The following is a 24415-nucleotide window of genomic DNA, read 5'->3' on the forward strand; positions in this document are numbered from 1 at the left end:
ATGCCGCGCACCGTTCTCGTCGTCGACGACGATCCCCACATCCGCCAGCTGCTGGTCTTCGCGCTGCACAAGGCGGGGCTCGACACGCTGGAGGCGGAGGATGGCGAATCCGGCCTGGCGCTCGCCCTCGCCCGCACGCCCGATCTCGTCATCCTCGACATCAACATGCCGCGCATGGACGGGCTGGAGGTTTGCCGCCGCCTGCGCAGCACCAACGACGTGCCGATCCTGTTCCTGTCGAGCCGCGACGACGAGATCGACCGCGTGCTCGGCATCGAACTCGGCGCCGACGATTACGTCGTCAAACCCTTTTCCCCGCGCGAGGTGGTGGCACGGGTGATGGCGGTGCTGCGGCGCACCGCGGCGCGGCCGCCGGCGGTGGAGGACGGCCGCGCGCTCGACCATGGCCGGCTGCGCATCGATCTCGACGGCTGGCACGCGGCCTGGGACGGGCAGGAGGTGACGCTGACCGTCACCGAATTCTCCATCCTGCGCCTGCTCGCCTCGATGCCGGCCAAGGTGTTCAGCCGCGATGCGATCATCGACCGGCTGCACGGCCCAGGCTTCGCGATCACCGACCGCACCATCGATAGCCACGTCCGCAACCTGCGCCACAAGTTCGCGCACGTCGGCGCAGGCGATTTGATCGAGACGCGCCCCGGCATCGGTTATCGCCTCGGGCCTTGCACCGGCGCGTGATCGGTGCCGCCAAGGCCTGGGCGAAACGCCACTGGCCGCGGCTGCGGCTGCGCACCATCCTGTTCGCGACGCTGTTCCTGGTCGCCGCGCTGCCCGGCTTCGGCGCGGTGTTCCTGCGCGTGTACGAGAATACGCTGGTCCGCCAGACCGAGGCGGAACTCGCCGCGCAGGGCGCCGCCCTCGCCGCGGCAGCCGCCGCGCAATGGCCGGGGGCTGGCGGGGCTGCGCTGTCGCCGTCCCGCATCGTTCCGCAGGGCGAAGGCGTCGACCTCAGCCTCACCCCGATCCTTTCGGAACGGCCGCCGCCGGTTCCCGCCGGAGCGGTTGCTCCCGACGCCATGACGGCAGCGGCGCAGCTCGCCCCCATCCTGCGGGCGACGCAGATGACGACCCTCGCCGGCATCCTGCTGCTCGATTCCGACGGTCGGATCGCTGCCGGCACGCGGGCGCGCGGCAGCTACGCCCGCCTGCCGGAAGTCGCCGCCGCGCTGCATGGCCGCCCGATGACGGTGCTCCGCCGCAACGGCGCCTATCGCGCGGTATACCGCTTCGAATGGCTGTCGCGCGCCGCCGCGATCCGCGTGCATCATGCCCGGCCGATCGTGGTGAACGGCCGCGTCGTCGGCGTGCTGCTGCTGTCCCGTTCGGCCCGCGCGCTGTTCCGCGGCCTGTACGAGGATCGCGGCAAGATCCTGATCGGCATCGCCGCGATCCTGTCGGCGCTGGTGCTGCTCAGCGGCATCATCTCGCGCGGGGTGACCCGCCCGATCGAGCAACTGGGCCTCGCCACCCGCGCCGTCGCATCCGGCCGCGGCACCGTGCCGGAGGTGCCGCCCACCGCCGCGATCGAGATCCAGGGCCTTTACGCCGACTTCGCCGCGATGACCGCCGCGATCGACCATCGCTCGCGCTACCTGCGCGATTTCGCCTATGCGGTCAGCCACGAATTCAAGACGCCGCTGGCCGGCATTCGCGGCGCGATCGAGCTGTTGCAGGACCATCCCGACATGGCCGCCGCCGATCGCCACCGCTTCCTCGCCAATGCCGATGCCGACGCCGGTCGGCTGGCGCTGCTCGTCACCCGCCTGCTCGAACTCGCCCGCGCCGATATGGCCGCGCCCGCCGACGATGCCACGGACGCCGCCGCCATCGTCGCGCGCGTCGCGGACGCCTGGCGCGGCGACGCCTTCGCCATCCAGGTCGTCTGGGCCGCGCCGCCACCGCCCGTCGCGCTGCCCGCCGCAACGATCGAAACCGCGCTGGCGACGCTGTTCGACAATGCGCGTCAGGCCGGCGCGCGCAGCGTGGAGGTCACCGGCACCGTCACCGCGCAGCATGTCGCGCTCCGCGTCGCCGATGACGGCCCCGGTATCGCCGGCGGCGACGCGGCCCGGCTGTTCGAACCCTTCTTCACCACCCGCCGCGCTGCGGGCGGCACCGGCCTGGGCCTCGCCATCGCGCGATCGCTGCTCGAAGCGGGCGGCGGCACGATCGCGCTCGCCGGACCCGGCGCGACGTTCGTGCTGACCCTGCCGCGCTCAACCGCCTGACGGCATCCGCTTGAGCCAAGGCTCAGGCACCACCCTATCGTGCCTGCGGCTGCTCCACCGGCACCACCGGCAACAGCACCGCGCTGGCGTTGTCACCGCCGCGGCGGAGCGTCACCGTCGCCTTCTTGTAATCACCCGGCTTGGCGAAGAAGATGTTGGGCACATAGGTCTGCGGATTGCGATCGTAGAGCGGGAACAGGCTGGATTGCACCTGCACCATCACCCGGTGCCCCGGCTGGAAGACGTGGTTCACCGTCGGCAGGCGGAAGCGATAATGCTGCACCTTGCCCGCAGGGATCGCACTCGGCTTCGCGAAGCTGTTGCGATAGCGGCCGCGGAAGATGTCGAGGCTGATCGGCAGCTGGTATCCGCCCATCTTGGGGTCGGTCGCATTCTCGGCCGGGAAGACGTCGATCACCTTGACCACGAAGTCGCCGTCGGTGCCGGTCGTCGCCGCGTAGAGGTCGGCGATCGGCGCGCCGGAGACGCGCATCGGGGCGGTCAGTACCGGCGTCGTATAGGTCATCACGTCCGGCCGCCCATCGGCATGGCGCTGGTCGCTGACCAGCCAGTCGCCCCAGCGCCCGTCCTTGAAATTGACCGGGCGCGGCAGGTGCGGCACCGGCTTGGCGGGATCGGAGACGTAGCTGTCACCGCCCGCCGCGCCCTTCGCGAAGCCGAGGCCGCCGTCCGCCTGCAGATAGATCGGCTTCAGCGGCGTCGGGCAGCCAGTTTCGCAGGCGAGCGGCCATTGGCCCAGGCGATCCCAATGGTTTTCGCCGGTGTTGTAGATCGCCGCCTGCGGCAGGTTCGCGGCCGGCCCGTCCTTCAGATATTGGTCGAACAGCGGCAGCACCATCTGCTCGCGGAATTGCTGCGCGGTGTCACCATCCCACTGGAACGGCCCCAGGCTGCGGCCTTCACGATTGACCTGGCTGTGCCGCCATGGCCCCATCACGAGGAAGTTGTTACCCGTCTTGCCCTTGGCCTTCAGCGCCTCCCATGCGGTGATCGCGCCGTACATGTCCTCCTGATCCCACAGGCCCTGTTCCCAGATCGTCGGCACGTTCGACGGGTTGGCGGCGAGCAGCTTGTCGAGCGCCTGCCCCTGCCAGAAATCGTCATAGGCCGCGTGCTGCGACATGCGCGTCCAATAGGGCAATTGATCGTAGCCCGACTTCCTCGCCCAATCGCCCGCCGAGCCGACTTCGCGGAAATTGTCGTAATCGTCCCAGCCGCCGGTCGGCGGCACGGTGCCGCCGCCCTTGTAGCCGGTCTGCCCGCCCAGCCAGGCGATGTTGGCGAGCCGGAACGCGCCATAGTGGAACCAGTCGTCGCCCATCCAGCCGTCGATCATCGGGCTTTCCGGCGCCGCGACCTTCAGCGCCGGGTGCGGGTTCAGCAGCGCCATGACGACGGTGAACCCCTCGTACGACGATCCGATCATGCCGACGCGGCCGTTCGACTGCGGCAGGTTCGCCTTGTTCACCAGCCAGTCGATCGTGTCATAGGCGTCGGTGACATGATCGACCTTGGTCGGATTGAGCGGCCCGATCACCGGCCGCGTCACCACGTAATCGCCCTCCGACCCGTATTTGCCGCGAATGTCCTGATAGACGCGGATATAGCCGCCCTTCACGAACATCTCGTCGGCGAGCGGCAGCGTGTTGAGCATCGAGGCGCTGTCCGACCGGTTGGCGCGCGCCTTGGCATTGTAGGGCGTGCGGGTCAGCACGATCGGCGCATTGGTCGCGCCCTTGGGGATGACGATGACGGTATAGAGCTTCGTCCCGTCGCGCATCGGGATCATCACTTCGCGCTTGATATAGTCGTTGGCGGTATCGACCAGCTTGAAGGTCGCCGGAATATCGCCCGACGGCGCCGGCTGCTGCTGCTGCTGCGCATGCACGCCCACGGACAGAAGGGCGATCGACGAAAGCAACAGGAAGGGACGGCGCATGGTCATCTCCGGCAGGAACAATGACCTATGCTAACGCCAGCGCGCCAGCCGGCAAGGGGGCGTTGCTGCGTTCGGGGTTCAACGCCCCAGCGCGTCGACGTGGACGCGCGCCGCCTCGGGGATCAGCGCCTCCAGCACCGACCAATAGCCCGCGACGGCATCCTGGCCGGCATGCGAATAGGCGTTGGCCATCCGTTCGCGCTGTTCCTGATAGAGCGCGGTTTCGAGTTCCGTACCGCGTGCGGTCAGGCGCAGCAGGCGATGGCGACGGTCGAGGTCGCCATGACGCATCTGGACGAGGCCGCCATCGACCAGATCCTTCATCACGCGCCCCAGCGATTGTTTGGTGACGCCGAGCAAGGTGAGCAGTTCGCCGACGGTGATGTCGGGTTTGCGGGCGATGAAATACATCGCGCGATGATGCGCACGTCCCAGGCCCATCTCGGCAAGCTTCTCGTCCGCACTGCGCACGAAACGCGACTGCGCGAAGATCATCAGTTCCATGCCGCGACGGATGGCGGCATCGTGCAGGAACAGCGCCGAGGAAAGCTTATGTGCGTCCATAACGGACGCACTAGCGCAATCGATATCTTATGTGAAGAGGATCAGGGTTATTACCTATCCGAAAAGATCGTCGAAGCACCCTCTGACGATCAATCCTTCCACGCCCAATAGAGCTGGGCCGGCGGGACGTTCCACCATTCCATGTCGTGGTCGATCGTCTGGAAGTGCGGGGTGAGGAAGTCCTTCACCTTGGGCGAGAATTGATAGACGAGGAACGCGCCGCCGGTGCGGATGATCCGATGGGTGGCCGATGCGATCGCCGGGCCGATGCCCGCCGGCAGCGTCGAGAAAGGCAGGCCGGACAGGATGTAGTCCGCATGGTCGTGGCCATGTTCGCGCACGATCCGCTCCACGTCCGCCGCCGACCCTTCCACCGCGACGAAGCGCGAATCGGTGATCGTATGGTCGAGGTAGCGGATGAAGTCGGCGTTGGTGTCGATCGCGATCAGCATCGCATCGGGTGCCATCCGTTCCAGGATCGGGCGGCAGAAGGTGCCGACCCCCGGGCCATATTCCACGAACAGCTTGCACGCGCCCCAGTCGACCGGCGCCAGCATCTTGCGGATCAGCTTGTCGGACGACGGGATGATCGATCCGACCATCACCGGATGCTTCAGGAAGCCCTGGAAGAACATCGCGACCGGGCTCGGCACGCCAGCAGGACGGGTACGGCGCCTGGCGGCGGTGGTCGAACTCGGCATCGGTTTCCTGTCGTTTTCGCGTGATCGTCCCGCGTGGGCATGCGGGTGACACCCCGTGCCACGTTTTCGGAACGCGTTTCAAGACGTGCGGTTGCGTAAAAGGATGCGGTTCATCGCAGCGAAGCACCGCGAACCCCCGCTTGCCCTGCGGTCGGAGACGCTTAGGAGGGAGGCGAAGGGACAGGCGCATGGGGCAACGGCAAGGCGAAACCGCGGTGATCTTCGCATCCGTGCGCAACGGCGACGACGCGGCCGGCTATGACGCGGCGGCGATCGCGATGGAAAGGCTCGCCGCCCGTCAGCCGGGTTATCGCGGGATCGAGAGCGCGCGCGGCGTCGATGGGGCGGGAATCACCGTCAGCTATTGGGCGGATGACGCGGCGGCGCTCGCCTGGCGCGATCAGCCCGATCACGTTGCGATCCGCGAAGCCGGGCGGCGGCGATGGTACGACAGCTATCGCGTCACCGTCTGCACGGTCACCCGCGCCTACCACTGGACCCGCGCATGACGCGGACGGCCAGCGTCATGGATCGCCGCTTTGCGCTGATGTTCCTCGTCATGCTGACGATCGCGGCGGGCAATACCGCGCTGCAATCGATCCTGCCTGCGCTCGGCCGCTCGCTCGGCGTCGCCGACCGCGCGGTGGCGGCGGCATTCTCCCTGTCCGCCCTGCTGTGGGTGCTCGCCGCGCCGTTCTGGGCGAACCGGTCCGACCGCCACGGGCGGCGGACGATGATCCTGCTCGGCGTCGGCGGCTTCGCGGTGTCGCTCAGCCTGTGCGGGCTGTTCCTTGCCGCCGGGATCAACGGCTGGATCGGCGGCACCACCGCCTTCCTGCTCTTCATCGGCGGCCGGCTGATCTACGGCACCTTCGGCTCGGCCGCCCCGCCCGCGGTGCAGGCGCTCGTCGCCGGCGAGACGACGCGCGAGGATCGCACCAAGGCGCTGACGCTGCTCGCCAGCGCCTTCGGCCTCGGCACCATCCTGGGGCCGGCGATCGCGCCCTATCTGCTGCTCGGCAGCGTCGGGCGGATCGAGATCGGCCTTGCCGGCCCGGCCTTCGTCTTCGCGCTGTTCGGCGTCGCGGTGTGGATCACCGTGCGCACCATGCTGCCCGACGATCGCCTCGGCGGCACGCGCGCGCACGGCGCCTCCTCCGCCTATCCGTCGATCGGCGGCGCCCCGACCGGCGCCACCGTCACCGCCGCGACCGAGCCGCACGTCGAACATATCGGCTATCTCGACGCCCGCGTGCGCGGCTGGATGATCGCCGGCCTCGTCATGGGCCACGCCCAGGCGATGACCAGCCAGGCGATCGGGTTCCTGGTCATCGACCGGCTGGCGATCCCGCCGGCGCAGGCGCTGGAACCGACCGGCATCGTGCTGATGATGGGCGCGGGCGCGGCGCTGCTGGTGCAATGGGGCGTGATCCCGCTGCTCGGGCTCAGCCCGCGGCGGCTGGTGCTGGTCGGGCTGGTGCTGGCGGCGGCGGGCGTCGCGCTCACCGGCATCGCGACCTCGCTCTACGGCATCGCCACCGCCTATGCGCTCGCCAACCTGGGCTTCGGCTTCACCCGGCCGGGCTTCACCGCCGGCTCCAGCCTCGCGGTCGGTCCCGCCGCGCAAGGCTCGGTCGCGGGCAAGGTGACCAGCGTCAACGGCGCCAGCTTCGTGCTCGGCCCGTCGATCGGCGTCGGCCTGTACGAGATCGCACGGCCACTGCCGTATCTGGCAGCAGCCGCCGCCCTGCTGCTGCTGTTCGGCTACGCCTGGGCCACGTTGCGCGAGCGCGCGTAGGTCCTCCCCGGTACGGGGAGGTGGCAGCGCGCCGGTGCTGGCGGAGGGGCAGCCGCAGGCGACGTCGCTTGCGGCTGCCCCTCCACCACCCGGCTGCGCCGGGCGGTCCCCCTCCCCGTTCCGGGGAGGATTCCTATGCGTCCCCCCGTTTCGGAAAGGCGAAACCGATCGGCTGGATCGCCGCGGCATCCTGCTTCAGCCGCGCGGCGATCTGCTCGTAATCCTTTTCCATCTCCGGCGTCACGCTCGCCCGCGATTCGGTCAGCGCCTCTTCAAAATCCGCCATGGTGACGTGGGTCGATTGCAACGACCGGCGCAGCGCGACGAGGCCCGCACGCCGCACCACATCCTCCAGATCGGCGCCGGTGAACCGATCGGTCCGCCGCGCCACTGCGTCGAGGTCGACGTCGCCGTCGAGCGGCATCTTCTGCGTCTGGATCGCGAGGATGCGCCGCCGCCCCTCGGCATTGGGCACGCCGACGTAGATCAGCTCGTCGAACCGCCCCGGCCGCAGCAGCGCCGGGTCAACCAGGTTCGGCCGGTTGGTCGCGCCGATCACCACCACCGATTGCAGCTCCTCCAGCCCGTCCATTTCGGCAAGGATGGTGTTGACGACGCGCTCGGTCACCTGCGGCTCGCCCAGGCCACCGCCGCGCGCGGGGACGAGACTGTCGAGTTCGTCGATGAAGATCACCGTCGGCGCCACCTGCCGCGCCCGCGCGAACAGCCGGCTGATCTGCTGCTCGCTCTCGCCATACCATTTGCTCAGGAGGTCGGAGGATTTGGTGGCGATGAAATTCGCCTCCGCCTCGCGCGCCACCGCCTTGGCAAGCAGCGTCTTGCCCGTTCCCGGCGGCCCGTAGAGCAGGAAGCCCTTGGCCGGGCGGATGCCGAGCCGGCGGAACGCGTCCGGGTCCTTGAGCGGCAGCTCGACGCCTTCCTTCAACCGGTTCTGCGCCGCGTCGAGGCCGCCGACATCCTCCCATCGCACCCGCGGCGCCTCCACCATCACCTCGCGCATCGCGGAAGGCTGGACGCGCTTCAGCGCCTCCAGGAAATCCTCGCGCGTCACCGACAAGGTATCGAGCACCTCGGGCGGGATCGTCCGCTCTTCGAGGTTGAGCCGCGGCATGATCCGCCGCACCGCCTCGATCGCCGCCTCGCGGGTCAGCGCGGCAAGGTCGGCACCGACGAAGCCATAGGTCGTCCGCGCCAGTTCGGCGAGGTCGACGCGGTCGCCCAGCGGCATGCCGCGGGTGTGGATGCCCAGGATTTCGCGCCGTCCGCGCTCGTCCGGCACGCCGACGACGATCTCGCGGTCGAAGCGGCCGGGCCGGCGCAGCGCCTCGTCGATCGCCTCCGGCCGGTTGGTCGCGGCGATGACGACGAGGTTGGCGCGCGCCTCCAACCCGTCCATCAGCGTCAGCAGCTGCGCGACGACGCGCTTTTCCGCCTCGCCCTGCACGTTGCCGCGCTTGGGCGCGATCGAATCGATCTCGTCGATGAAGACGATCGACGGCGCCGACTTGGCCGCTTCCTCGAAGATCTCGCGCAGCCGCCCTTCCGATTCGCCATAGGCGGAGCCCATGATCTCCGGCCCGTTGATGAGGAAGAAGCTGGCATCCGATTCGTTGGCGACCGCACGCGCCAGCCGCGTCTTGCCCGTTCCCGGCGGCCCGTAGAGCAGCAGCCCCTTGGGCGGATCGACGCCCAGGCGCTGGAACAGCTCTGGATAGCGCAGCGGCAGCTCCACCATCTCGCGCAGCTGGTCAATCGTGCCCGCCATGCCACCGATATCGTCATAGGTGACGTCGGCGCGGCGCTGCGTCGGCTCCTCATATTCGGGCCGCAGCTCGATCTCGGTATTCTCGTCGATATGGACGATGCCCTTGGGGCTCGCCGACACCACCGCCAGGCGGATCTCCTGCAAGGCATAGGCCGGCGCGTTCATGAACTGCTGGATGCCCGGTGGCATGTTGCCGACGCGCTGGTGGCCGGCGGTCGCGACCACGTCGCCCTGGCACAAGGGTCGCCCGAAGAAGGTCCGCTTCAGCGCCTGCGGCTGGCCCTGCAGGCGCAGGTTCGCCTGCGCCGGTGCGAAGACGACGCGCGTCGCCGGCTTCGATTCCACCTTGCGCACCTCGACGAAGTCACCCGCGCCGACGCCGGCATTGGCGCGTTGCAGGCCGTCGATGCGCAGCACCTCGATCCCCTCGTCCTCCGGATAGGGGCCGACCGCGCGCGCCGGCGTCGATTGCTTGCCGACGATCTCCACCACGTCGCCTTCGCCGACGCCGATCGCCGCCATCAGGCTGCGCGGCAGGTGCGCGAGGCCACGGCCTGAATCTTCAGCGCGGCTGTTCGCCACCTGGATCTTGCGGGTGGGGGTGTCGGTATCGGCCATCAACTCGGGTCCCTCGCGGAAAGCGGGTTCGAAGCGCGCGAGATAGGATGCAGGTTCCGGCCCCGCCACGCCAAGGCCGGCGATCGCAGGACAAAAAAAGGGCCGACTCCATGAGGAGCCAGCCCGTGAAAGTTTTTAGGAGAGGATGCCTGAAAGGCCCGTTCCTTCTGTCCTCGGCAGCTTTATGTTGCAAGTGCGAAAAGATGCGATACGATTGCACAATCTGCACGCGTTAACACAGGTCGGCGCCACCGCGCCCCCAGGCCAGAGGGAGGATCGTCATGCGCAGGCTGCCACCGCTGGGTGCGATCGAAGCCTTCGTCCAGGTCGCCCGCCTGGGGTCGGTCAAGGCCGCCGCCGCCGAACTGGCGCTGTCCGCGCCCGCCCTCAGCCGCCGCGTGCAGAGCCTGGAGCGGTTCATCGACCGCCCCCTGTTCGAACGGCGCCACCAGGCGATGGTCCTCAATGCCGACGGCGAGCGCCTGCTCGGCCTGATCGCGCCGGTGCTCGACAGCATGTCCGACGCGGTCGAGGCGATGACCGGCACCGTCGAGGTGCTGCGCCTGCGGCTCGGCATCCTGCCGCTGTTCGCCTCGCAGCGGCTGTTCCCGCGACTCGGTGAATTGCGTGCGGCGCATCCCGAACTCCACCTCGACATCGACACCGCCGGCCATGGCGTCGCCCGCCTCGGCGAGGGGCTGGACGCGGTGATCGCCCTGTCGCGCGAGATCGATCCGACGCTCTACGCCAAGCGACTCGATCGCAATTCAGTGTACGTCATCGGTGCAAGGACGTTGCTGGAGGGGCCGGACCCGATCACCCGCCCGGAACAGCTCACCGGCCTCACCGCCCTGATCCACCGGGAAATGCCTGACAATTTCACCGCCTGGCGCGAGGCGGCGGGGATCGATCCCGGCATCGAGCCGCTGGCGATCGACTATTTCGATTCGGGTGCGCTGATGCTGGAGGCGGCGGCGCAGGGCCTCGGCGTCGCCTTCATGCACGAAAGCCATTTCCAGGACGCCCGCGACCCGCGGCTGGTCCGCCTGTTCGATATCGTGGTCGAGAGCCCGTACAGCTACTGGTTCGTCTGCCGGCCCCGCGCGCTCCAGCAGCGGCCGGTCCGCATGTTCCACGACTGGCTGATCCGGACCTTGGGCGAAGTCTGAAATCCTCCCCGGCACGGGGAGGGGGACCAGCGAAGCTGGTGGAGGGGGCTATCCGCAAGCGGATCGCCAGCGGATAGCCCCCCTTCCGTCAGCGCTGACGCGCTGCCACCTCCCCGAACCAGGGAGGAATCAGCGGATTAATCCGCCTTCGCCTTGACGATCTTGCCCGGGTTCCGCGGCGGCTCGCCCTTGGGCAGCGCGTCGATCAGCTCCATGCCGCCGGTCACTTCGCCCCACACCGTATACTGGTTGTCGAGGAAGCGCGCGTCGTCGAACACGATGAAGAACTGGCTGTTGGCCGAATTCGGATCGCTGGTGCGCGCCATCGAGCACACGCCGCGCACGTGCGGCTCCGCGTTGAACTCCTGGCGGAGGTTCGGCTTGCTCGAACCGCCGGTGCCGTCGCCGCGGCCGCCGTCGCCGCCCTGCGCCATGAAGCCCGGGATCACGCGGTGGAACGGCACGCCGTCGTAGAAGCCCTCGTTCGCCAGCTCGCCGATGCGCTGCACGTGGTTGGGCGCCAGGTCGGGGCGCAGCTTGATCGTCACGTCGCCGTCATCCAGCGTCAGCGTCAGGGTGTTGAAGGTATCGGCCATGATCTGTCCTCTTGTGGTGACGGGCAGGTAGTGTCGCCGATGGCGAAGGGCAAATTTCCGGGTGTGGCCATTCCTGCCGCAGCGCGGTAGAGCGCCCCCGGATCCACGCCGGGAGGAGGCAGCGATGAGCGAGACCGAACTTCCCGAGGCGCCCGCGCCCGAGCAGGACGAGCTGGACGAGGACGACCGGCTGCGCCCCGAATTCGTCGACGCGGTGCTCGATGCCGCGCGCGAGGGCGACGACGAGGCGGCGCGCGCGCTGGTCGAGCCGCTGCATCCCGCCGATATCGCCGACCTGTTCGAGCTGACCCCGCACGAGGATCGCGGCATCCTCGCCAAGGCGCTCAAGGACCTGCTCGACGCCGACGTCTTCGCGGAGATGAACGATTACGTCCGCGAGGACCTGATCGACGCGCTGACCCCTACCGAGGTCGCCGACCTCGCCTCCGAACTCGATACCGACGATGCCGTCGCGATCATCGAGGACATGGAGGAAGCGGACCAGCGCGCGGTGCTGCGCGCCCTCGACCCCGACGATCGGGCCGCGATCGAGGAAGCGCTGTCCTACCCCGAGGAAACCGCCGGCCGCCTGATGCAGCGCGAGCTGATCGCGGTGCCGGATCATTGGACGGTCGGCGACACGATCGATTTCCTGCGCCACCATGAGGAACTGACCACCGATTTCTGGGAGGTGTTCGTCGTCGATGCCGGCCACCATCCGGTCGGCACCTGCCAATTGTCGTGGATCCTGCGCACCCCGCCCGAGATCGCGATGGCGGACGTGATGAAGCGCGAACAGACGCTGATCCCGGTCGACATGGATCAGGAGGAGGTCGCGCTCCGCTTCCAGAAATATGCGCTCATCAGCGCCGCGGTGGTCGATGCCTCCGATCGCCTCGTCGGCATGATCACCGTCGACGACATCGTCCACATCATCCAGCAGGAGGCGGGCGAGGACGCGCTGCGCCTGTCGGGCGCCGGCGAAGGCGACATCAACGAACCGATCCGGCTGACCGTGCGCAGCCGCGTCGCCTGGCTGGTCGTCAATTTGGGCGCGACGATCCTCTCCGCCTCGGTGGTCGGCATCTTCCAGGGCGAGATCGCCCGGTTCGCGCTGCTCGCCGCGCTGATGCCGATCGTCTCGGCCCTGGGCGGCAATGCCGGTACGCAGACGCTCGCGGTGGTGGTGCGCGCGCTCGCCACCAACCAGCTGACCAGTTCCAACACCGTACGCATGCTGTTCCGCGAATTTCGCATCGCGCTGTGCAACGGCGTGGCGCTCGGCCTGGTCGGAGCGATCGGCAGCTGGGTGATCCTCGGCAACCTGCAATTGTCGATCGTGTTCGCCATCGCGATGATGATCAACAGCATCGTCGCCGGGCTGGTCGGCGTCGTCGTGCCGGTCGCGCTCGACAAGGCGAACGTCGACCCGGCGGTGTCCTCCGCCGTGTTCGTCACCACCGCCACCGACGTGATGGGCTTCTTCTCCTTCCTCGGCCTCGCCACCGTCTGGGGCTTGAGCGGCTGACCACCTTGCGGTGGCTGGCCGGCTGACCACCTTGCGGCGGCTGGGCGGTTTACCGCCTTGCGGCGGCTGGGCGGCTCACCCACATCGGCGGACCGATGCTGCACCTGACGAAAGTGGCCTTCGGCGCGACCAGCGCCGATCATCTTGCCGAACGCCTCCAGCTGCGGGCGCAGGACGGCCCCGTGTTCCTGACCACCCGCTACCTGCCCAAGCGGCACGAGGAGGTCGCCGGCCGGGGCTCGCTGTTCTGGATCCTCAAGCACCAGCTCGTCGCGCGATCCCCCATCCTGGGGTTCGGCGAGGCGGAGGGCGGCCGCGTCGCCATCCATATCGATCCGGCACTGGTGCTGGTGCAAGCCCGCCCCAAGCGCGCGCACCAGGGCTGGCGCTACCTGGAGGCCGCCGACGCCCCGCTCGATCTCGGCGGCGAAGCGGACGGCCTCGCCGCCATGCCGCCCGCGCTGGTCGGCAAACTCGCCGAGCTGGCGCTGATCTGATCGGCTCGCTCCACATCCGTTCGTGCTGAGCCTGTCGAAGCACGGGTGAGACTCACACCCTTCGACACGCTCAGGGCACACCGCGAGCATCGACCCAACCGACGCCCAGCCGCTAGATCAATCGACCTTCAATCCTCCCCCGCCAGGGGGAGGTGGCAGGCGCAGCCTGACGGAGGGGGAGGTAAGCAACCACCAGCGTTGGGAGTCCTCCCCCTCCGTCGCCTTCGGCGCCACCTCCCCCTGGCGGGGGAGGATGAAGGAGGTCCCTCATCTTGAATGTCGATCAGCCGCTAGCTCCCCGAACCGCAGGTCACCGGCGCGCCGGCCGCGGCGGTGACCCGGCATTTGGGGCGTCCGGCGACCGTCACTGTGCCCAAGCCGCTGCTCGACACCTGTGCCGTATAGCGCGCCCGCGCCGCGATCGTCCCCAGCCCTTCGAGATGCGCGGTAAGGTCGCCCGCATCCAGCCCGGCGGCGTCGATCGTCCCCGCCCCATTGGCCAGCAGCCGCGCGGTCGCGACGCGGCCGGCGACGCTGACATTGCTTTCGCCGACCAGCTGCACGGCGATCTGGTCGCCGTCGATCGCCGCGACGGCGATGCCGCCCGAGCCGCTGGCGGTCACCTCCATGCGCGGCGCCGCCAGCCGCGACACCGCGACGCGGCTGCCGCCGATCATCGTGACGCTCGCGAGGCGCGGCGTGGTCAACACGATCCGGATCGGCGTCGTCCTGCCGCTCGACGGCTGTTCGCCCCAGCGGCCGCTGCTCGTGCCACGCACGGTCAGCGTCATGCCCTCGGCGTGCAGGTCGACATCGCCGATCGCGCCGGAATCGCCGATCACCGTCGCTCCCGGCGATCCGCCCGTCGTCACCGTCACGTCGAACGCGCCCTGGACCCGCAGCCGCTCGAAGCTGCCGAGCGCCACGCGGCGCTCCGCCGCAGAGGCCTCGGCGGGCAGGATGAGCAGCAGCAGCGCGATCAGACGAACCATGACGCCAGCGTCGCATCCCCCGCCCGTCACGGCAAGGGCACGATGCCGGCTTACCGGGTGCCGCAGCGCACCGAACCCGATCCCGTCTTCGACACGCGGCAGCGCGCCTGCGCGCCGAGATCGACATCGCCCGATCCCATCAGCTCGACCTTGGCTTCGCCGGCGACCGCGGCCCGCACGTCGCCCGAACCGGCGACGGTTACCTCGGCCCGCTCCGCGCGCAGGCCAGCGGCATCGAAGCTGCCCGATCCGGCGACATCGACCTCCAGCCGCTTCACCGCGCCGCCGGCGCGCACATTGCCCGATCCGGCGATCGACACCTCCGCCTCGTCCACGGTCAGCGCGGCGATGTTGAGGTCGCCCGATCCGGCGATATTGCCCTCGAACGATCCGCCTTCGATCCGGTCGACCGCCATCGTGCCGGACCCGGCGATGCTCGCCTCCGCGAGGCGCGGCAGCGTCACGAATACCTTCACCTTGTCGTGACGGCCCCAGCCGAAGGCGCGATGCCTGCGGCCGATCGACAGCGTGTCGCCGTCACGGGCGATGCGCAGCTGGTCGAGTTCGTCCGCAGGCCCCTCGGCCCGGACGGAGAAGGCGGTGCCGGCGCGCACGTCGACATCGTCGCTGCCGGCGAGTTCGATCTTGCTGAACCCGTCCGCCGCATAGCTGCGGGTCGTGCCGCTGCCCGTGGGCGCGATCCCCGGCCCGTCGTCGTTGCCGATCGAACAGCCGCCGACCGCCACCGCCGCCAGCATCGCCAGACCCACCGTATGCCCCGTGCCGTGCATCGCCCGTTCCTCCTTCGTGTATTGCCAAACTAACACACGAAAGCGCGGCGGACAATGTCGCGTCAGCGGCCGCAGCGTACCGTGCCGCTGCCGACCTTGCTCACCCGGCAACGCGCCTGCGCGCCGAGGTCCACGGTGCCGCTACCCGCCATCGACACGTCGGCCGGCCCCGCCACCGCGGCGCGGACGCTGCCCGATCCGCCGACCGATACGGATGCGCGCGCCGCGCGCAAGCCGGGCGCCGCGATCGAACCGGATCCGCCGACGTTCGCCTCCAGCGCCGCCACGCTGCCCGCCGCGACGACCTCGCCCGATCCCCCGACGTTCAGGTCGACGGATTGCGCATCGAGTCGCGCGATGCGCAGCGACCCCGATCCGCCGACCGATCCGGTGAAGCGCTGGCCGGCAGCGCGGTCGACCACCATGCTGCCCGATCCGCCGACGCTCGCCGCGGTCAGCGCCGGCAAGGCGACGTGGACGACGATGCGGCGCTCCAGCGGGTTCTCCGGCCGTCCTTCGTACCGGCGGCCGACCTCCAGCGTGCGTCCGTTCTGCGCGACGCGGAAATTGGCGAAGGCCGCGGCGGGGCCGTCGGCGTGCACGGCAAAGGCCGGCCCCGTCTCCACGATCACCCGCGCGCCGCCCGACAGGCTGACCGCGTCGAACCCCCGCGCCCCATAGCTATAGCCGCCGCCTTGCGGCTTGCCGGCGATCCCCGGCCCCTTGTCACGCTCGGCAGCGAGCGCGGCGGTGGCAAGGATGGGGATCAGGACGAGCGCGAGCGGCTTCATGGGGCAAATCCTCTGCTGGTGCAGGCGGATGGTAGGCCGCATCGTCTACACTTGTAAACATGGCTCGGACCGAAAAGGACGGGCACCCCAACGAAAAAGGCGGCCCCCCGCGGAGCCGCCCCTTCGCATAACCGGATGTGACGCCAGGCGTCAGGCCGGCACCTTCTCCTTGTTGTAGATCGCCGCAGCGGCGCGGAGGATATCGAGGATCTTCTCCTGCGCCTTGGGCTCGTCGATCTCTTCCATCGCCGCCAGTTCGCGGGCGAGGCGGCTGCATGCCGCTTCGAAGATCTGGCGCTCCGAATAGCTCTGCTCGGGCTGGTCGTCGGCGCGGAACAGGTCGCGGACCACCTCGGCGATCGACGCGAGGTCGCCCGAGTTGATCTTCGCTTCATATTCCTGCGCGCGGCGCGACCACATGGTGCGCTTGACCTTGGGCTTGCCCTTCAGCGTCTCCATCGCCTCGCGCATCGTCTTGTCCGACGACAGCTTGCGCATGCCGACCGACTCGGCCTTGTTGGTGGGAACGCGCAGCGTCATGCGCTCCTTTTCGAAGCGGAGCACGTACAGCTCCAGGCTGGTCCCGGCGATCTCCTGCTTCTGCAGCTCGATCACACGGCCGACACCATGCTTCGGATAAACAACGTAATCACCGACATCGAAGGACAATGCCTTGGCAGCCATGAACGGGCCTTTCTCAGGTCGCATCGCTCGTCGCGGACGATCCCTTTGGCGGCAGGCCGCCGAACAGGACCGACGAGGATGGTTGGTACGAACGTCATCGACGGGCGAGACGCATCGCGCCCGTCGTGGACCCTTTTAACACGTTCGCAACAAAATTACCAGCGTGGATGAGACAGATACGCTGCCTTATCAGGGCTTTTGGCCGTTGCCGCGCCCGCGTCCCGACCCACTCAGTCGCCGGTGCCGGGCTCGGGCGAGAAGAACTTGTCGTACTTGCCCTCGACGCCCTTCATCGCATCGGCGTCGGGCGGCGTCTGGTCCAGCTTGCGCGTGACGTTGGGCCATTGCGCGGAGAAGGTGGTGTTGAGCTCCAGCCACTGCTCCAGGCCGCTCTCGGTATCGGGCAGGATCGCCTCGGCCGGGCATTCGGGCTCGCACACGCCGCAGTCGATGCATTCGCTGGGGTTGATGACGAGCATGTTCTCGCCTTCATAGAAGCAATCGACCGGACAGACCTCGACGCAATCCATATACTTGCAGCGGATGCAGGCATCGGTGACGACGTAGGTCATGGGAGTTCCTTGCGGCCTTTGGCACGGTTGCGACGGAGCGAACCGGGTTTGAACGCGAGGCTGCTATGCCGCGTTCCTCTCCGCGTCAATCGGAGGCGGGCGGTTGCGAGACGTTTGCAACCAGTTCCTGATAGCAACCTTGCGCTTCGGGAGCGGGTCCGCGCCGCGCCGGCAGCGCCTCGATTCGCAGCACGCGCACCCGCGGCCCTTGTGCGAAGGTCAGGATATTGCCGACCCTGACCGGTGCATGCGCACGGTCAATCGGCCGCCCGTCGATCCGCAGCCGCCCCTCGCATGCAAGCTCCTGCGCCCGGTCGCGCGTCTTCACCAGCCGCGCGAACCACAGGAAGCGATCGAGGCGCATCGTCGGTTCAGCCATGATTCTTCTCGAGATTCCCCCACGCCGCGAGCGCCGCGAACGCGCCGGTCGGCGTCGGCGCGGGGCGATCGTCACGGCGCGGCGCCCGCCGCCCCTGCCAGATCCAGGCGGCCGCCTGTTCCCCGCCCGCCCGTACGGTGCGGAACCCCAGCTCCGCCATCAGCCGCTCGAAGGTCGCCGGCTCCACTCCCATCGAGGTGGCGAGCGCCGGATCGGGGGCAAAGGGCTTCCTGCCCTGCCGCGCGTCATGCGCGGCGCGTGCGATCCGCTCGACCAGGTCGACGCGCACCGCCTGGGCGGCGAGCGGGCGAAAACCGGTGGCGATCCGCGCGCCCGGCGCGCCCCGCGGCAGGACGGTCGCGCCCTCGCGCGGCAGATCGGTCGACTGGCCCCGCACCGCCAGCAGCGCCTGCCGCCAGCGCGCCGCCGCCGGCTTCATCAGCCGCGGGTCGAACAGGTCGAGTGCGCCGATGGTGATGCCGATCCGCCGCAGCCGCTTGCGCTCCTCGGGCGACAGCGCATCCACCGCCTCACGCAGGGCGAGCCGCGGCGCCAGGCCGCCCGCCGCCTCCAGCTCGCCCGCCACCACCCGCAGGCCCGGTGTCGCCGCCGGATCGCGTGCCGCTTCGGCGAGCGCCGCCAGCACCGGCACGTGGCGCGCGACCATCCCGCCCAGCCACCGCATCAGCCGCTCGCGCACCGCCTCGCGCTGCGGCTTGGCGAGGCAGTCGAGGTCGCGATGCAGCGTCACCTGCGGGCGCGCCAGCGACGGACCGGGCTTCAGATCGGCGACGCCATGGCCGTTCCACAGAATGGCCGGCCCGCTGACCGTGAACGCCGCGTCCTCCGCCGAAACCAGCGCCTCGGCGCGGCGGCTGCGCTCGCCCGCCAGCCGTTTCTCCGCCGCGGCGAGCAGCAGCCGGCGATCGGCGGCGCGCGCGGCGGGATCGACGGTGAAGCGGAACCCGTCGAGGCGCCCGATCGCATGCTCCTCCACCAGCACCTCGCCCTCCGCGCCGATCGTCACCGGCAGCAGGCTGGCGTCCGCGCCGATCTGGCGGATCAGCGCTGTGGTGCGCTTGTCGACGAAGCGCTGGGTCAGGCTGGCGTGCAGGCCGTCGGACAGCCGCTCCTCGATCGCGCGGGTGCGTTCGGCCGCCTGCGCCGGGTCGGCGAGCCAGTCCGCGCGCTGCGCGATATAGGCCCAGCTGCGGATCGCCGCGATCCGCCCGGCGATCGTCTCGACATCGCCCGCGATCGTGTCGAGCCGCGTCACCTCGTCGGCGAACCATTGGTTGGGCACCACCATCCGCCCCTCCGACAGGTGGCCGAAGATGCGGCTGACGAAGCGGGCGTGCGGGTCGATGCCCACCTTGCGGAAATCGGGCAGGCCGCATGCCGCCCACAGCCGCTTGACCATCGCCGGCCCGCGGGCGCGCTCGCGCACCCAAGCCTCGTCCGCCAGCCGCTTGAGCACGAGCAGGTCGGTGGCCGGCGGCGCAGGCAGCAGCACGCCCGGCTCCGGCCGCCGCTCCAGGCTGGCGATCAGCGCATCGATGCTGGAGACATCGGGCTCGCCGTTGCGCCAGTAGAGATGCTCGATCGGCGGAAAACGATGTTCCTCGATCGCGAACACCTCTTCGGGCAGGAACGCGCCCGGCCCCTCTTCGGTCACCGCGCCGAACGTGCCGTCGCGCTGGTGCCGCCCGGCACGCCCGGCGATCTGCGCCATCTCGGCGACCGTCAGCCGCCGGTTGCGCCGCCCGTCGAACTTGTGGAGGCTGGCGAAGGCGACGTGCGCCACGTCCATGTTGAGTCCCATGCCGATCGCATCGGTGGCGACCAGATAGTCGACCTCACCCGCCTGGAACATCGCGACCTGCGCGTTGCGCGTCCGCGGCGAAAGCGCGCCCATCACCACCGCCGCGCCGCCGCGCAGGCGCCGCAGCATCTCGGCGACGGCATAGACTTCCTCGGCGCTGAACGCGACGATCGCCGATCGCTTGGGCAACCGGCTGATCTTCTTGGCGCCCGCATAGGTCAGGCGGGAAAAGCGCGGCCGGCCGATGATCTCGGCATCGGGCACCAGATCGCGGATCATCGGCCTCAAGGCTTCGGAGCCGAGGATCATCGTCTCCTCGCGCCCGCGCCGACGCAGCAGGCGGTCGGTGAAGACATGGCCGCGCTCGGCATCGGTGCCGAGCTGCGCCTCGTCGAGCGCGACGAAGGCAGCGTCGTGCTCGGGCATCGATTCCGCCGTGCACAGGTACCAGCGCGCGTTCGGGGGAACGATCTTTTCCTCCCCCGTCACCAGCGCGACCTGTTCCGGTCCCTTCAGCCGGACGACCCGATCGTAGACCTCGCGCGCCAGCAGCCGCAGCGGAAAGCCCATGATCCCGCTGGAATGCGCGCACATCCGCTCGACGGCGAGATGGGTCTTGCCCGTGTTGGTCGGCCCGAGGACCGCGGTGACCGCCGCTTTCATCACACCAACATCGGGGTTCCGGCGGCTTCGCGCAATGATGCAGATCGTCGGCAGGCGGCACGCCCCGCAGCGCACCCGCCGCAGCGAGGAAACGCCTCGTCGCACCGCGAGTCGTACAGGCCGGCGGTTAATTTGACTTTAGAACTTTGCCCCCACAACGCTGCGACCCGACGCCGGGGGGACGACACGGCGACACGATCGAAAGAGGCGCCGTTTCCGCGTGTTCCTACGCAACGATCAGGGATGGGAACTGGCCGGCGGCACCGCCGCGCGGCCGTTCGGCCGTGCGCCCGCCGTGCCGCGGGATCTCGGCCGGATCGAGCGCCTGCGCGGCGCCGCCGCCGGGGTCGACTGGGTGCCCGATCTCGGCGCGCAGATCGGCAGCCGCGACTGGTGGCGCGGCCTCGCCACCTTCACCGCGCTCGCCGGCGCCGCCTGGGTGCTCTCGCCGGGCCTTCGCCCGCTCATCGGTGCCACCCCCGCGCCGCTCACCGGCACCGCCTGGGAAGAGTCCCGCGCCCAGAGCATCGCACCGCTCGCCTGGGGCGGGGATACCGGCCACCACATGGCGGCGAACGACCTCGTCGCGCCGTTGGCCGAGGCGCCCGAACGCCCCGTCGTCGAGCTGGCCGCGACATTGGGCGAGGGCGACGATTTCGGCCGCATGCTGATGCGCGCCGGCGTCGGCCGTGGCGACGCGCGGGCCGCCGCCGATCTGGTCGGCCAGGCGGTCGCGCTCGATCAGATCAAGCCGGGCACCCGCATCGCCCTGACGCTCGGCCGCCGCCCGGCCAAGACGGTAGCGCGCCCGCTCGACAAGCTGGCCTTGCGCGCCCGCTTCGACCTGGCGCTGACGCTCGACCGCGCCGGCAGCGGGCTGGTGATGACGCGCCAGCCGATCGCCGTGGATGCGACGCCGCTGCGCATCCAGGGCCTCGTCGGCTCCAGCCTCTATCGTTCGGCGCGCGCCGCCGGCGCACCGGCCCGCGTCGTCGAAAGCTACATCAAGGCGCTCGCCACCCGGCTGTCGATCGGTCGCGACGTCGGCGCCGCCGACACCTTCGACCTGATCGTCGAACAGGAACGGGCCGCCACCGGCGAAGTGCGCCTCGGCGACCTGCTGCTTGCGGGCATCGATCAGGGCCGCCGCCAGGTGCAGCTGGTCCGCTGGGACGACGGCGGCAAACCCGCCTGGTTCGATTCCAAGGGCGAAAGCGAGCGGCGCGGCTTCATGGGCATGCCGGTCGCGGGGCGGATCACCTCGTCCTTCGGCTATCGCATGCACCCGCTGCTCGGCTACCTCAAGATGCACAAGGGCGTCGATATCGGCGCGCCCTACGGATCGCCGATCTACGCCGCGCTCGACGGCGTCGTGCAGGGCGCGGGGCGCTTCGGCGGCTATGGCAATTTCGTCAAGCTCGCGCACAGCGGCGGCCTCGCCAGCGGCTATGGCCATATGAGCCGCATCGCGGTGGCGCGCGGCCAGCACGTCCGCCAGGGGCAGGTGATCGGCTATGTCGGCTCCACCGGCATGTCGACCGGCCCGCACCTGCACTGGGAAGTCTGGCGCAACGGCCAGACGATCAACCCGCGCTCGATCAGCTTCGCCAGCGTCCAGGCGCTGTCCGGCGACACGCTGCGCCGGTTCAAGGCGCGCGTCGCCAGCCTGCTGTCGGTGAGGGTCGGCCACCCCTGAATTCCTCCCCGCTGTGGGGGAGGACGTACCGGGTCACCGCCCTTGCGCGCGCCAGCGCATGATCGTGCGCTGGATGATCGCATCCTCGCCGCCCACGTCGCGCCACAATTTCGAGAACAGCGGGTCCCCCGACGCGGGTCGCTTGGTTTCCTCCAGCCCGTCGAAGCTCACCCGGATCGGCACCGCGACGCCTTCGCCGCAGATGATGCATTCGCGGTTGCGCAGCGCGGGGATCGAATCGAGGAACCCGCGCGCGCCTTCCGGCATCGCGGCGCGCACGAACGCCTGGTCGCGCTCGTTGTTGAGGCGCATCGCGATGATCGTGCCGCATTGCGACAGCACGCCTTCTTCCAGATCGGACGGCCGCTGCGTGATGAGGCCCAGGCTGACGCCGTACTTGCGCCCTTCCTTGGCGATCCGCCCCAGGATGCGCCCGACCGAGGCACTGCGCCCGCCGCTGGCGTTACCGCTCGGGATATAGCGGTGCGCCTCTTCGCAGACGAGCAGGATCGGCCGTTGCGGCTCGTTGCGCGACCAGATCGCGAAGTCGAACGTCATGCGGCTCAGCACCGCCACGACCACCGACGTGATCTCCGACGGCACGCCGGACACGTCGACGATCGAGATCGGCCGCCCGTCGCCCGGCATGCGAAAGATGCGGCCGAGGAAGTCCGCCATCGTGTCGGCGACCAGCATGCCGGAAAACATGAAGCCGTAGCGCGGATCGGCCTTGATCTCGTCGATCTTGGTCTTGAGCCGCAGGTAGGGCGCGGTATCGCCCGCCCGGTCGAGCTTGCCCATCTCGAGGGTGAGGAAGTTGGTCAGATCGCTCAGCAGGTACGGGATCGGCGCATCCACGGTCAGCTTGGCGATTTCCTGCCCCAGCCGGTTCTTCGCGCGCGCCATCAGCAGGCATTTGGCGAGGATGTCGGCGTCCATCTGCCGGTCGGAGCCGGCCGAGGTGACGAACACCTCGCAATGCTCCTCGAAATTCATCAGCCAGTACGGCATCTGCAGGTTGCCGACGTCGTAGATCGCGCCGTTGCCGCGGAAGGCGGCGGCATATTCGCCGTGCGGATCGATCATCACGACATGGCCCTGCGGCGCCAGTTCGCAGATGCGATGCAGGATCAGCGCGGCGCTGGTCGATTTGCCGGTGCCGGTCGATCCGACCAGCGCGAAATGCTTGCCCAGCATCGCATCGACGTAGAGCGAGGCGCGCACGTCGCGCGTCGGATAGACGCTGCCGATCTGGATGTGCGGCTGGTCCGCCGCCGAATAGATCTGCTTGAGGTCGGCGGTGGCGACCGGAAACACCTCGCAGCCGGGGATCGGATAGCGGGTCACGCCGCGCCGGAAGTTATAGAGCTTGCCGGTCAGCCGCTCCTCGTCGCCTTCGCCGAGGAAGTCGATATCGGCGCCTACCCAATCACCCTGCCCGTCCTGCAAGGCGAGATTGCGGATGTTGGCGACCAGCCACGATCCGCCGACGCGCATCTTGATCTGTCCGCCGACCTGGCCGGCCGACGCGACCACCGGATCGCCATCCTGCGCCATCAGGTCGAGCGCGTTGCGATCGAACATCACGCGGCTGCCGCCGCCGCCGATCGCCAGCACGCAGCCGATCGGCGTCAGGCCGGCGGCGCCGCCACCACCCAGTGCGGCGGCAGCGAGCGGCACGGCATCGGCGAACGCGCCCGGCCTCGGCATCTCGGTCATCACGGTCAATCCTTGTCCATTCCGGACAGGTCATAGGCATCGAGCCGTTAAGATACGGTAATTGCTGGCCTCACACCCGCCGCGCGATCCATCCCGCCGCCAGTCCCAGCCCGACCGACAGCGCCACCGCGACAAGGCCGTAGAGGATCGATTCACGCTCGGCCGCCCGCGCGACGAAGCGTTCGAAGCCCGATTTGCGGATATCGATGTCGCGCACCGCCGCCGCGAGCACCCGCCCGTCGCGAATCAGGAAGGTTTCGGCGGTAAACCGGCCCACCGGCACCCGCGCGGGAATCGTCAGCCGCGCGCGGTAGAGGACGCCGTCGGTGATCTCCACCGCGTGCGGCGCCTCGACATACAGGCCCGCCCGCTCGCGCAGGTCGACCAGCCCGCGCTGGAAGCGCTGCTCGACCGCGCTGACCGCGCTCGACCCGGGCGACAGTTGCAGGCTGCCGAGCCCCAGTTCGTAGATCGCGCGGGTGCGCTCGTCGACGATCCGCCCGATCGGCCGCGACGAGGCGAGCGCATAGAAACTGGGTGCCGAGCTGTAGCGCAGATGCTCGGCATTGACCCAGATGCCGGCGACCTTCTGCTTCTCGCGCACCACCACTGGCTGCGTCGGCCCCTTCACCACCACCACGATGTCGGTCGGCGATTCGCCGCGCGGCAGTCGCCCGCCGGGATAGAGGATCGCACCGAACAGCAGCAGCTCGGCGCCGGTGAAGCTGTAGGCGATCTCGATCGAGCGTTGCGACACGTCGGGCACCAGCACCGGCTTGCCCGACGATGCGGGCGCCTGCCCCATCAGCAGGGGCGCGAGCAGCAGCGGTGCCGCCCGCT

At 69.4% G+C, this 24415-nt stretch carries 22 protein-coding genes; 8 read left to right on the forward strand and 14 right to left on the reverse strand.

Annotated elements, in window-relative coordinates; all coding sequences use genetic code 11:
• Both AC4GY7_RS12225 and AC4GY7_RS12230 read left to right on the forward strand, forming a co-directional pair.
• Nucleotides 1-699 (forward strand): response regulator transcription factor, encoded by a 699-nt coding sequence (locus tag AC4GY7_RS12225; RefSeq protein ID WP_491114414.1) that lies wholly within the window; start codon nucleotides 1-3, stop codon nucleotides 697-699.
• Nucleotides 684-2249 (forward strand): sensor histidine kinase, encoded by a 1566-nt coding sequence (locus AC4GY7_RS12230; RefSeq protein WP_491114417.1) that lies wholly within the window; start codon nucleotides 684-686, stop codon nucleotides 2247-2249. The genes AC4GY7_RS12225 and AC4GY7_RS12230 overlap by 16 nt, the downstream gene beginning before the upstream one ends.
• A gap of 34 nt (nucleotides 2250-2283) precedes the next feature.
• On the opposite strand, the gene AC4GY7_RS12235 is transcribed toward AC4GY7_RS12230, so the two are convergent.
• The 3 genes from AC4GY7_RS12235 to AC4GY7_RS12245 form a co-directional block, all read right to left on the reverse strand.
• A complete protein-coding gene (locus tag AC4GY7_RS12235) occupies nucleotides 2284-4209 on the reverse strand; it encodes a CocE/NonD family hydrolase (RefSeq protein ID WP_491114420.1) in 1926 nt (641 codons plus the stop codon).
• A 78-nt stretch (nucleotides 4210-4287) separates the two neighbouring features.
• Nucleotides 4288-4773 carry a MarR family winged helix-turn-helix transcriptional regulator gene (locus AC4GY7_RS12240; protein ID WP_491114422.1) on the reverse strand — a complete coding sequence of 162 codons (486 nt, stop codon included), beginning with the start codon at nucleotides 4771-4773 and terminating at the stop codon, nucleotides 4288-4290.
• An 89-nt stretch (nucleotides 4774-4862) separates the two neighbouring features.
• Nucleotides 4863-5474 carry a class I SAM-dependent methyltransferase gene (locus AC4GY7_RS12245; RefSeq protein WP_491114425.1) on the reverse strand — a complete coding sequence of 204 codons (612 nt, stop codon included), beginning with the start codon at nucleotides 5472-5474 and terminating at the stop codon, nucleotides 4863-4865.
• 188 nt (nucleotides 5475-5662) lie between these two features.
• Here AC4GY7_RS12245 and AC4GY7_RS12250 point away from each other — a divergent pair, with 188 nt between their 5' ends.
• Together AC4GY7_RS12250 and AC4GY7_RS12255 are read left to right on the forward strand one after the other, a co-directional pair.
• The gene (locus AC4GY7_RS12250; protein ID WP_491114428.1) at nucleotides 5663-5983 is read left to right on the forward strand and encodes an antibiotic biosynthesis monooxygenase; all 321 of its coding nucleotides are present in this window, start codon (nucleotides 5663-5665) and stop codon (nucleotides 5981-5983) included.
• The gene (locus AC4GY7_RS12255; RefSeq protein ID WP_491114431.1) at nucleotides 5980-7272 is read left to right on the forward strand and encodes an MFS transporter; all 1293 of its coding nucleotides are present in this window, start codon (nucleotides 5980-5982) and stop codon (nucleotides 7270-7272) included. The genes AC4GY7_RS12250 and AC4GY7_RS12255 overlap by 4 nt, the downstream gene beginning before the upstream one ends.
• Before the next feature lie 133 nt (nucleotides 7273-7405).
• Here the strand turns inward: AC4GY7_RS12255 and AC4GY7_RS12260 are convergent, their stop codons facing one another.
• Nucleotides 7406-9676 carry a CDC48 family AAA ATPase gene (locus AC4GY7_RS12260; protein WP_491114434.1) on the reverse strand — a complete coding sequence of 757 codons (2271 nt, stop codon included), beginning with the start codon at nucleotides 9674-9676 and terminating at the stop codon, nucleotides 7406-7408.
• A 281-nt stretch (nucleotides 9677-9957) separates the two neighbouring features.
• On the opposite strand from AC4GY7_RS12260, the gene AC4GY7_RS12265 reads away from it, so the two are divergent.
• Complete coding sequence (locus AC4GY7_RS12265; RefSeq protein ID WP_443583490.1) at nucleotides 9958-10845, forward strand: LysR substrate-binding domain-containing protein; 888 nt, start codon at nucleotides 9958-9960, stop codon at nucleotides 10843-10845.
• Nucleotides 10846-10982: 137 nt separating this feature from the next.
• On the opposite strand, the gene AC4GY7_RS12270 is transcribed toward AC4GY7_RS12265, so the two are convergent.
• On the reverse strand, nucleotides 10983-11441 hold the full coding sequence (locus AC4GY7_RS12270) for a peptidylprolyl isomerase (protein ID WP_491114437.1): 459 nt from the start codon (nucleotides 11439-11441) through the stop codon (nucleotides 10983-10985).
• A 124-nt stretch (nucleotides 11442-11565) separates the two neighbouring features.
• Here AC4GY7_RS12270 and mgtE point away from each other — a divergent pair, with 124 nt between their 5' ends.
• Both mgtE and AC4GY7_RS12280 read left to right on the forward strand, forming a co-directional pair.
• Nucleotides 11566-12969 carry a magnesium transporter gene (gene mgtE / locus AC4GY7_RS12275; protein ID WP_491114439.1) on the forward strand — a complete coding sequence of 468 codons (1404 nt, stop codon included), beginning with the start codon at nucleotides 11566-11568 and terminating at the stop codon, nucleotides 12967-12969.
• A 95-nt stretch (nucleotides 12970-13064) separates the two neighbouring features.
• On the forward strand, nucleotides 13065-13466 hold the full coding sequence (locus AC4GY7_RS12280; protein WP_443583493.1) for a DUF1489 family protein: 402 nt from the start codon (nucleotides 13065-13067) through the stop codon (nucleotides 13464-13466).
• A 290-nt stretch (nucleotides 13467-13756) separates the two neighbouring features.
• Here the strand turns inward: AC4GY7_RS12280 and AC4GY7_RS12285 are convergent, their stop codons facing one another.
• From AC4GY7_RS12285 to AC4GY7_RS12315, 7 genes are all read right to left on the reverse strand, one after another.
• A complete protein-coding gene (locus tag AC4GY7_RS12285) occupies nucleotides 13757-14458 on the reverse strand; it encodes a GIN domain-containing protein (RefSeq protein ID WP_491114443.1) in 702 nt (233 codons plus the stop codon).
• A gap of 50 nt (nucleotides 14459-14508) precedes the next feature.
• The gene (locus tag AC4GY7_RS12290) at nucleotides 14509-15249 is read right to left on the reverse strand and encodes a head GIN domain-containing protein (protein ID WP_491114446.1); all 741 of its coding nucleotides are present in this window, start codon (nucleotides 15247-15249) and stop codon (nucleotides 14509-14511) included.
• A gap of 62 nt (nucleotides 15250-15311) precedes the next feature.
• On the reverse strand, nucleotides 15312-16040 hold the full coding sequence (locus AC4GY7_RS12295) for a GIN domain-containing protein (RefSeq protein ID WP_491114449.1): 729 nt from the start codon (nucleotides 16038-16040) through the stop codon (nucleotides 15312-15314).
• A 150-nt stretch (nucleotides 16041-16190) separates the two neighbouring features.
• The gene (locus tag AC4GY7_RS12300; RefSeq protein ID WP_443583497.1) at nucleotides 16191-16724 is read right to left on the reverse strand and encodes a CarD family transcriptional regulator; all 534 of its coding nucleotides are present in this window, start codon (nucleotides 16722-16724) and stop codon (nucleotides 16191-16193) included.
• Between the two features lie 230 nt (nucleotides 16725-16954).
• Nucleotides 16955-17296, reverse strand: coding sequence for a ferredoxin FdxA (gene fdxA / locus AC4GY7_RS12305; RefSeq protein ID WP_443583498.1), 342 nt, complete (start codon nucleotides 17294-17296; stop codon nucleotides 16955-16957).
• Between the two features lie 85 nt (nucleotides 17297-17381).
• Complete coding sequence (locus AC4GY7_RS12310) at nucleotides 17382-17675, reverse strand: RNA-binding S4 domain-containing protein (RefSeq protein WP_443583499.1); 294 nt, start codon at nucleotides 17673-17675, stop codon at nucleotides 17382-17384.
• On the reverse strand, nucleotides 17668-20160 hold the full coding sequence (locus AC4GY7_RS12315; protein ID WP_491114454.1) for a helicase-related protein: 2493 nt from the start codon (nucleotides 20158-20160) through the stop codon (nucleotides 17668-17670). The genes AC4GY7_RS12310 and AC4GY7_RS12315 overlap by 8 nt, the downstream gene beginning before the upstream one ends.
• Before the next feature lie 220 nt (nucleotides 20161-20380).
• Between AC4GY7_RS12315 and AC4GY7_RS12320 the strand changes: the two genes are divergently transcribed.
• Nucleotides 20381-21856 carry a M23 family metallopeptidase gene (locus tag AC4GY7_RS12320; protein WP_491114457.1) on the forward strand — a complete coding sequence of 492 codons (1476 nt, stop codon included), beginning with the start codon at nucleotides 20381-20383 and terminating at the stop codon, nucleotides 21854-21856.
• 33 nt (nucleotides 21857-21889) lie between these two features.
• Here AC4GY7_RS12320 and AC4GY7_RS12325 read toward each other — a convergent pair whose 3' ends face one another.
• Complete coding sequence (locus AC4GY7_RS12325; RefSeq protein ID WP_491114460.1) at nucleotides 21890-23575, reverse strand: ATP-binding protein; 1686 nt, start codon at nucleotides 23573-23575, stop codon at nucleotides 21890-21892.
• Between the two features lie 70 nt (nucleotides 23576-23645).
• Nucleotides 23646-24380 (reverse strand): TIGR02186 family protein, encoded by a 735-nt coding sequence (locus AC4GY7_RS12330; RefSeq protein WP_491114689.1) that lies wholly within the window; start codon nucleotides 24378-24380, stop codon nucleotides 23646-23648.
• Nucleotides 24381-24415: the final 35 nt, after the last annotated feature.

The organism is Sphingomonas sp. SP5, from assembly GCF_058313455.1.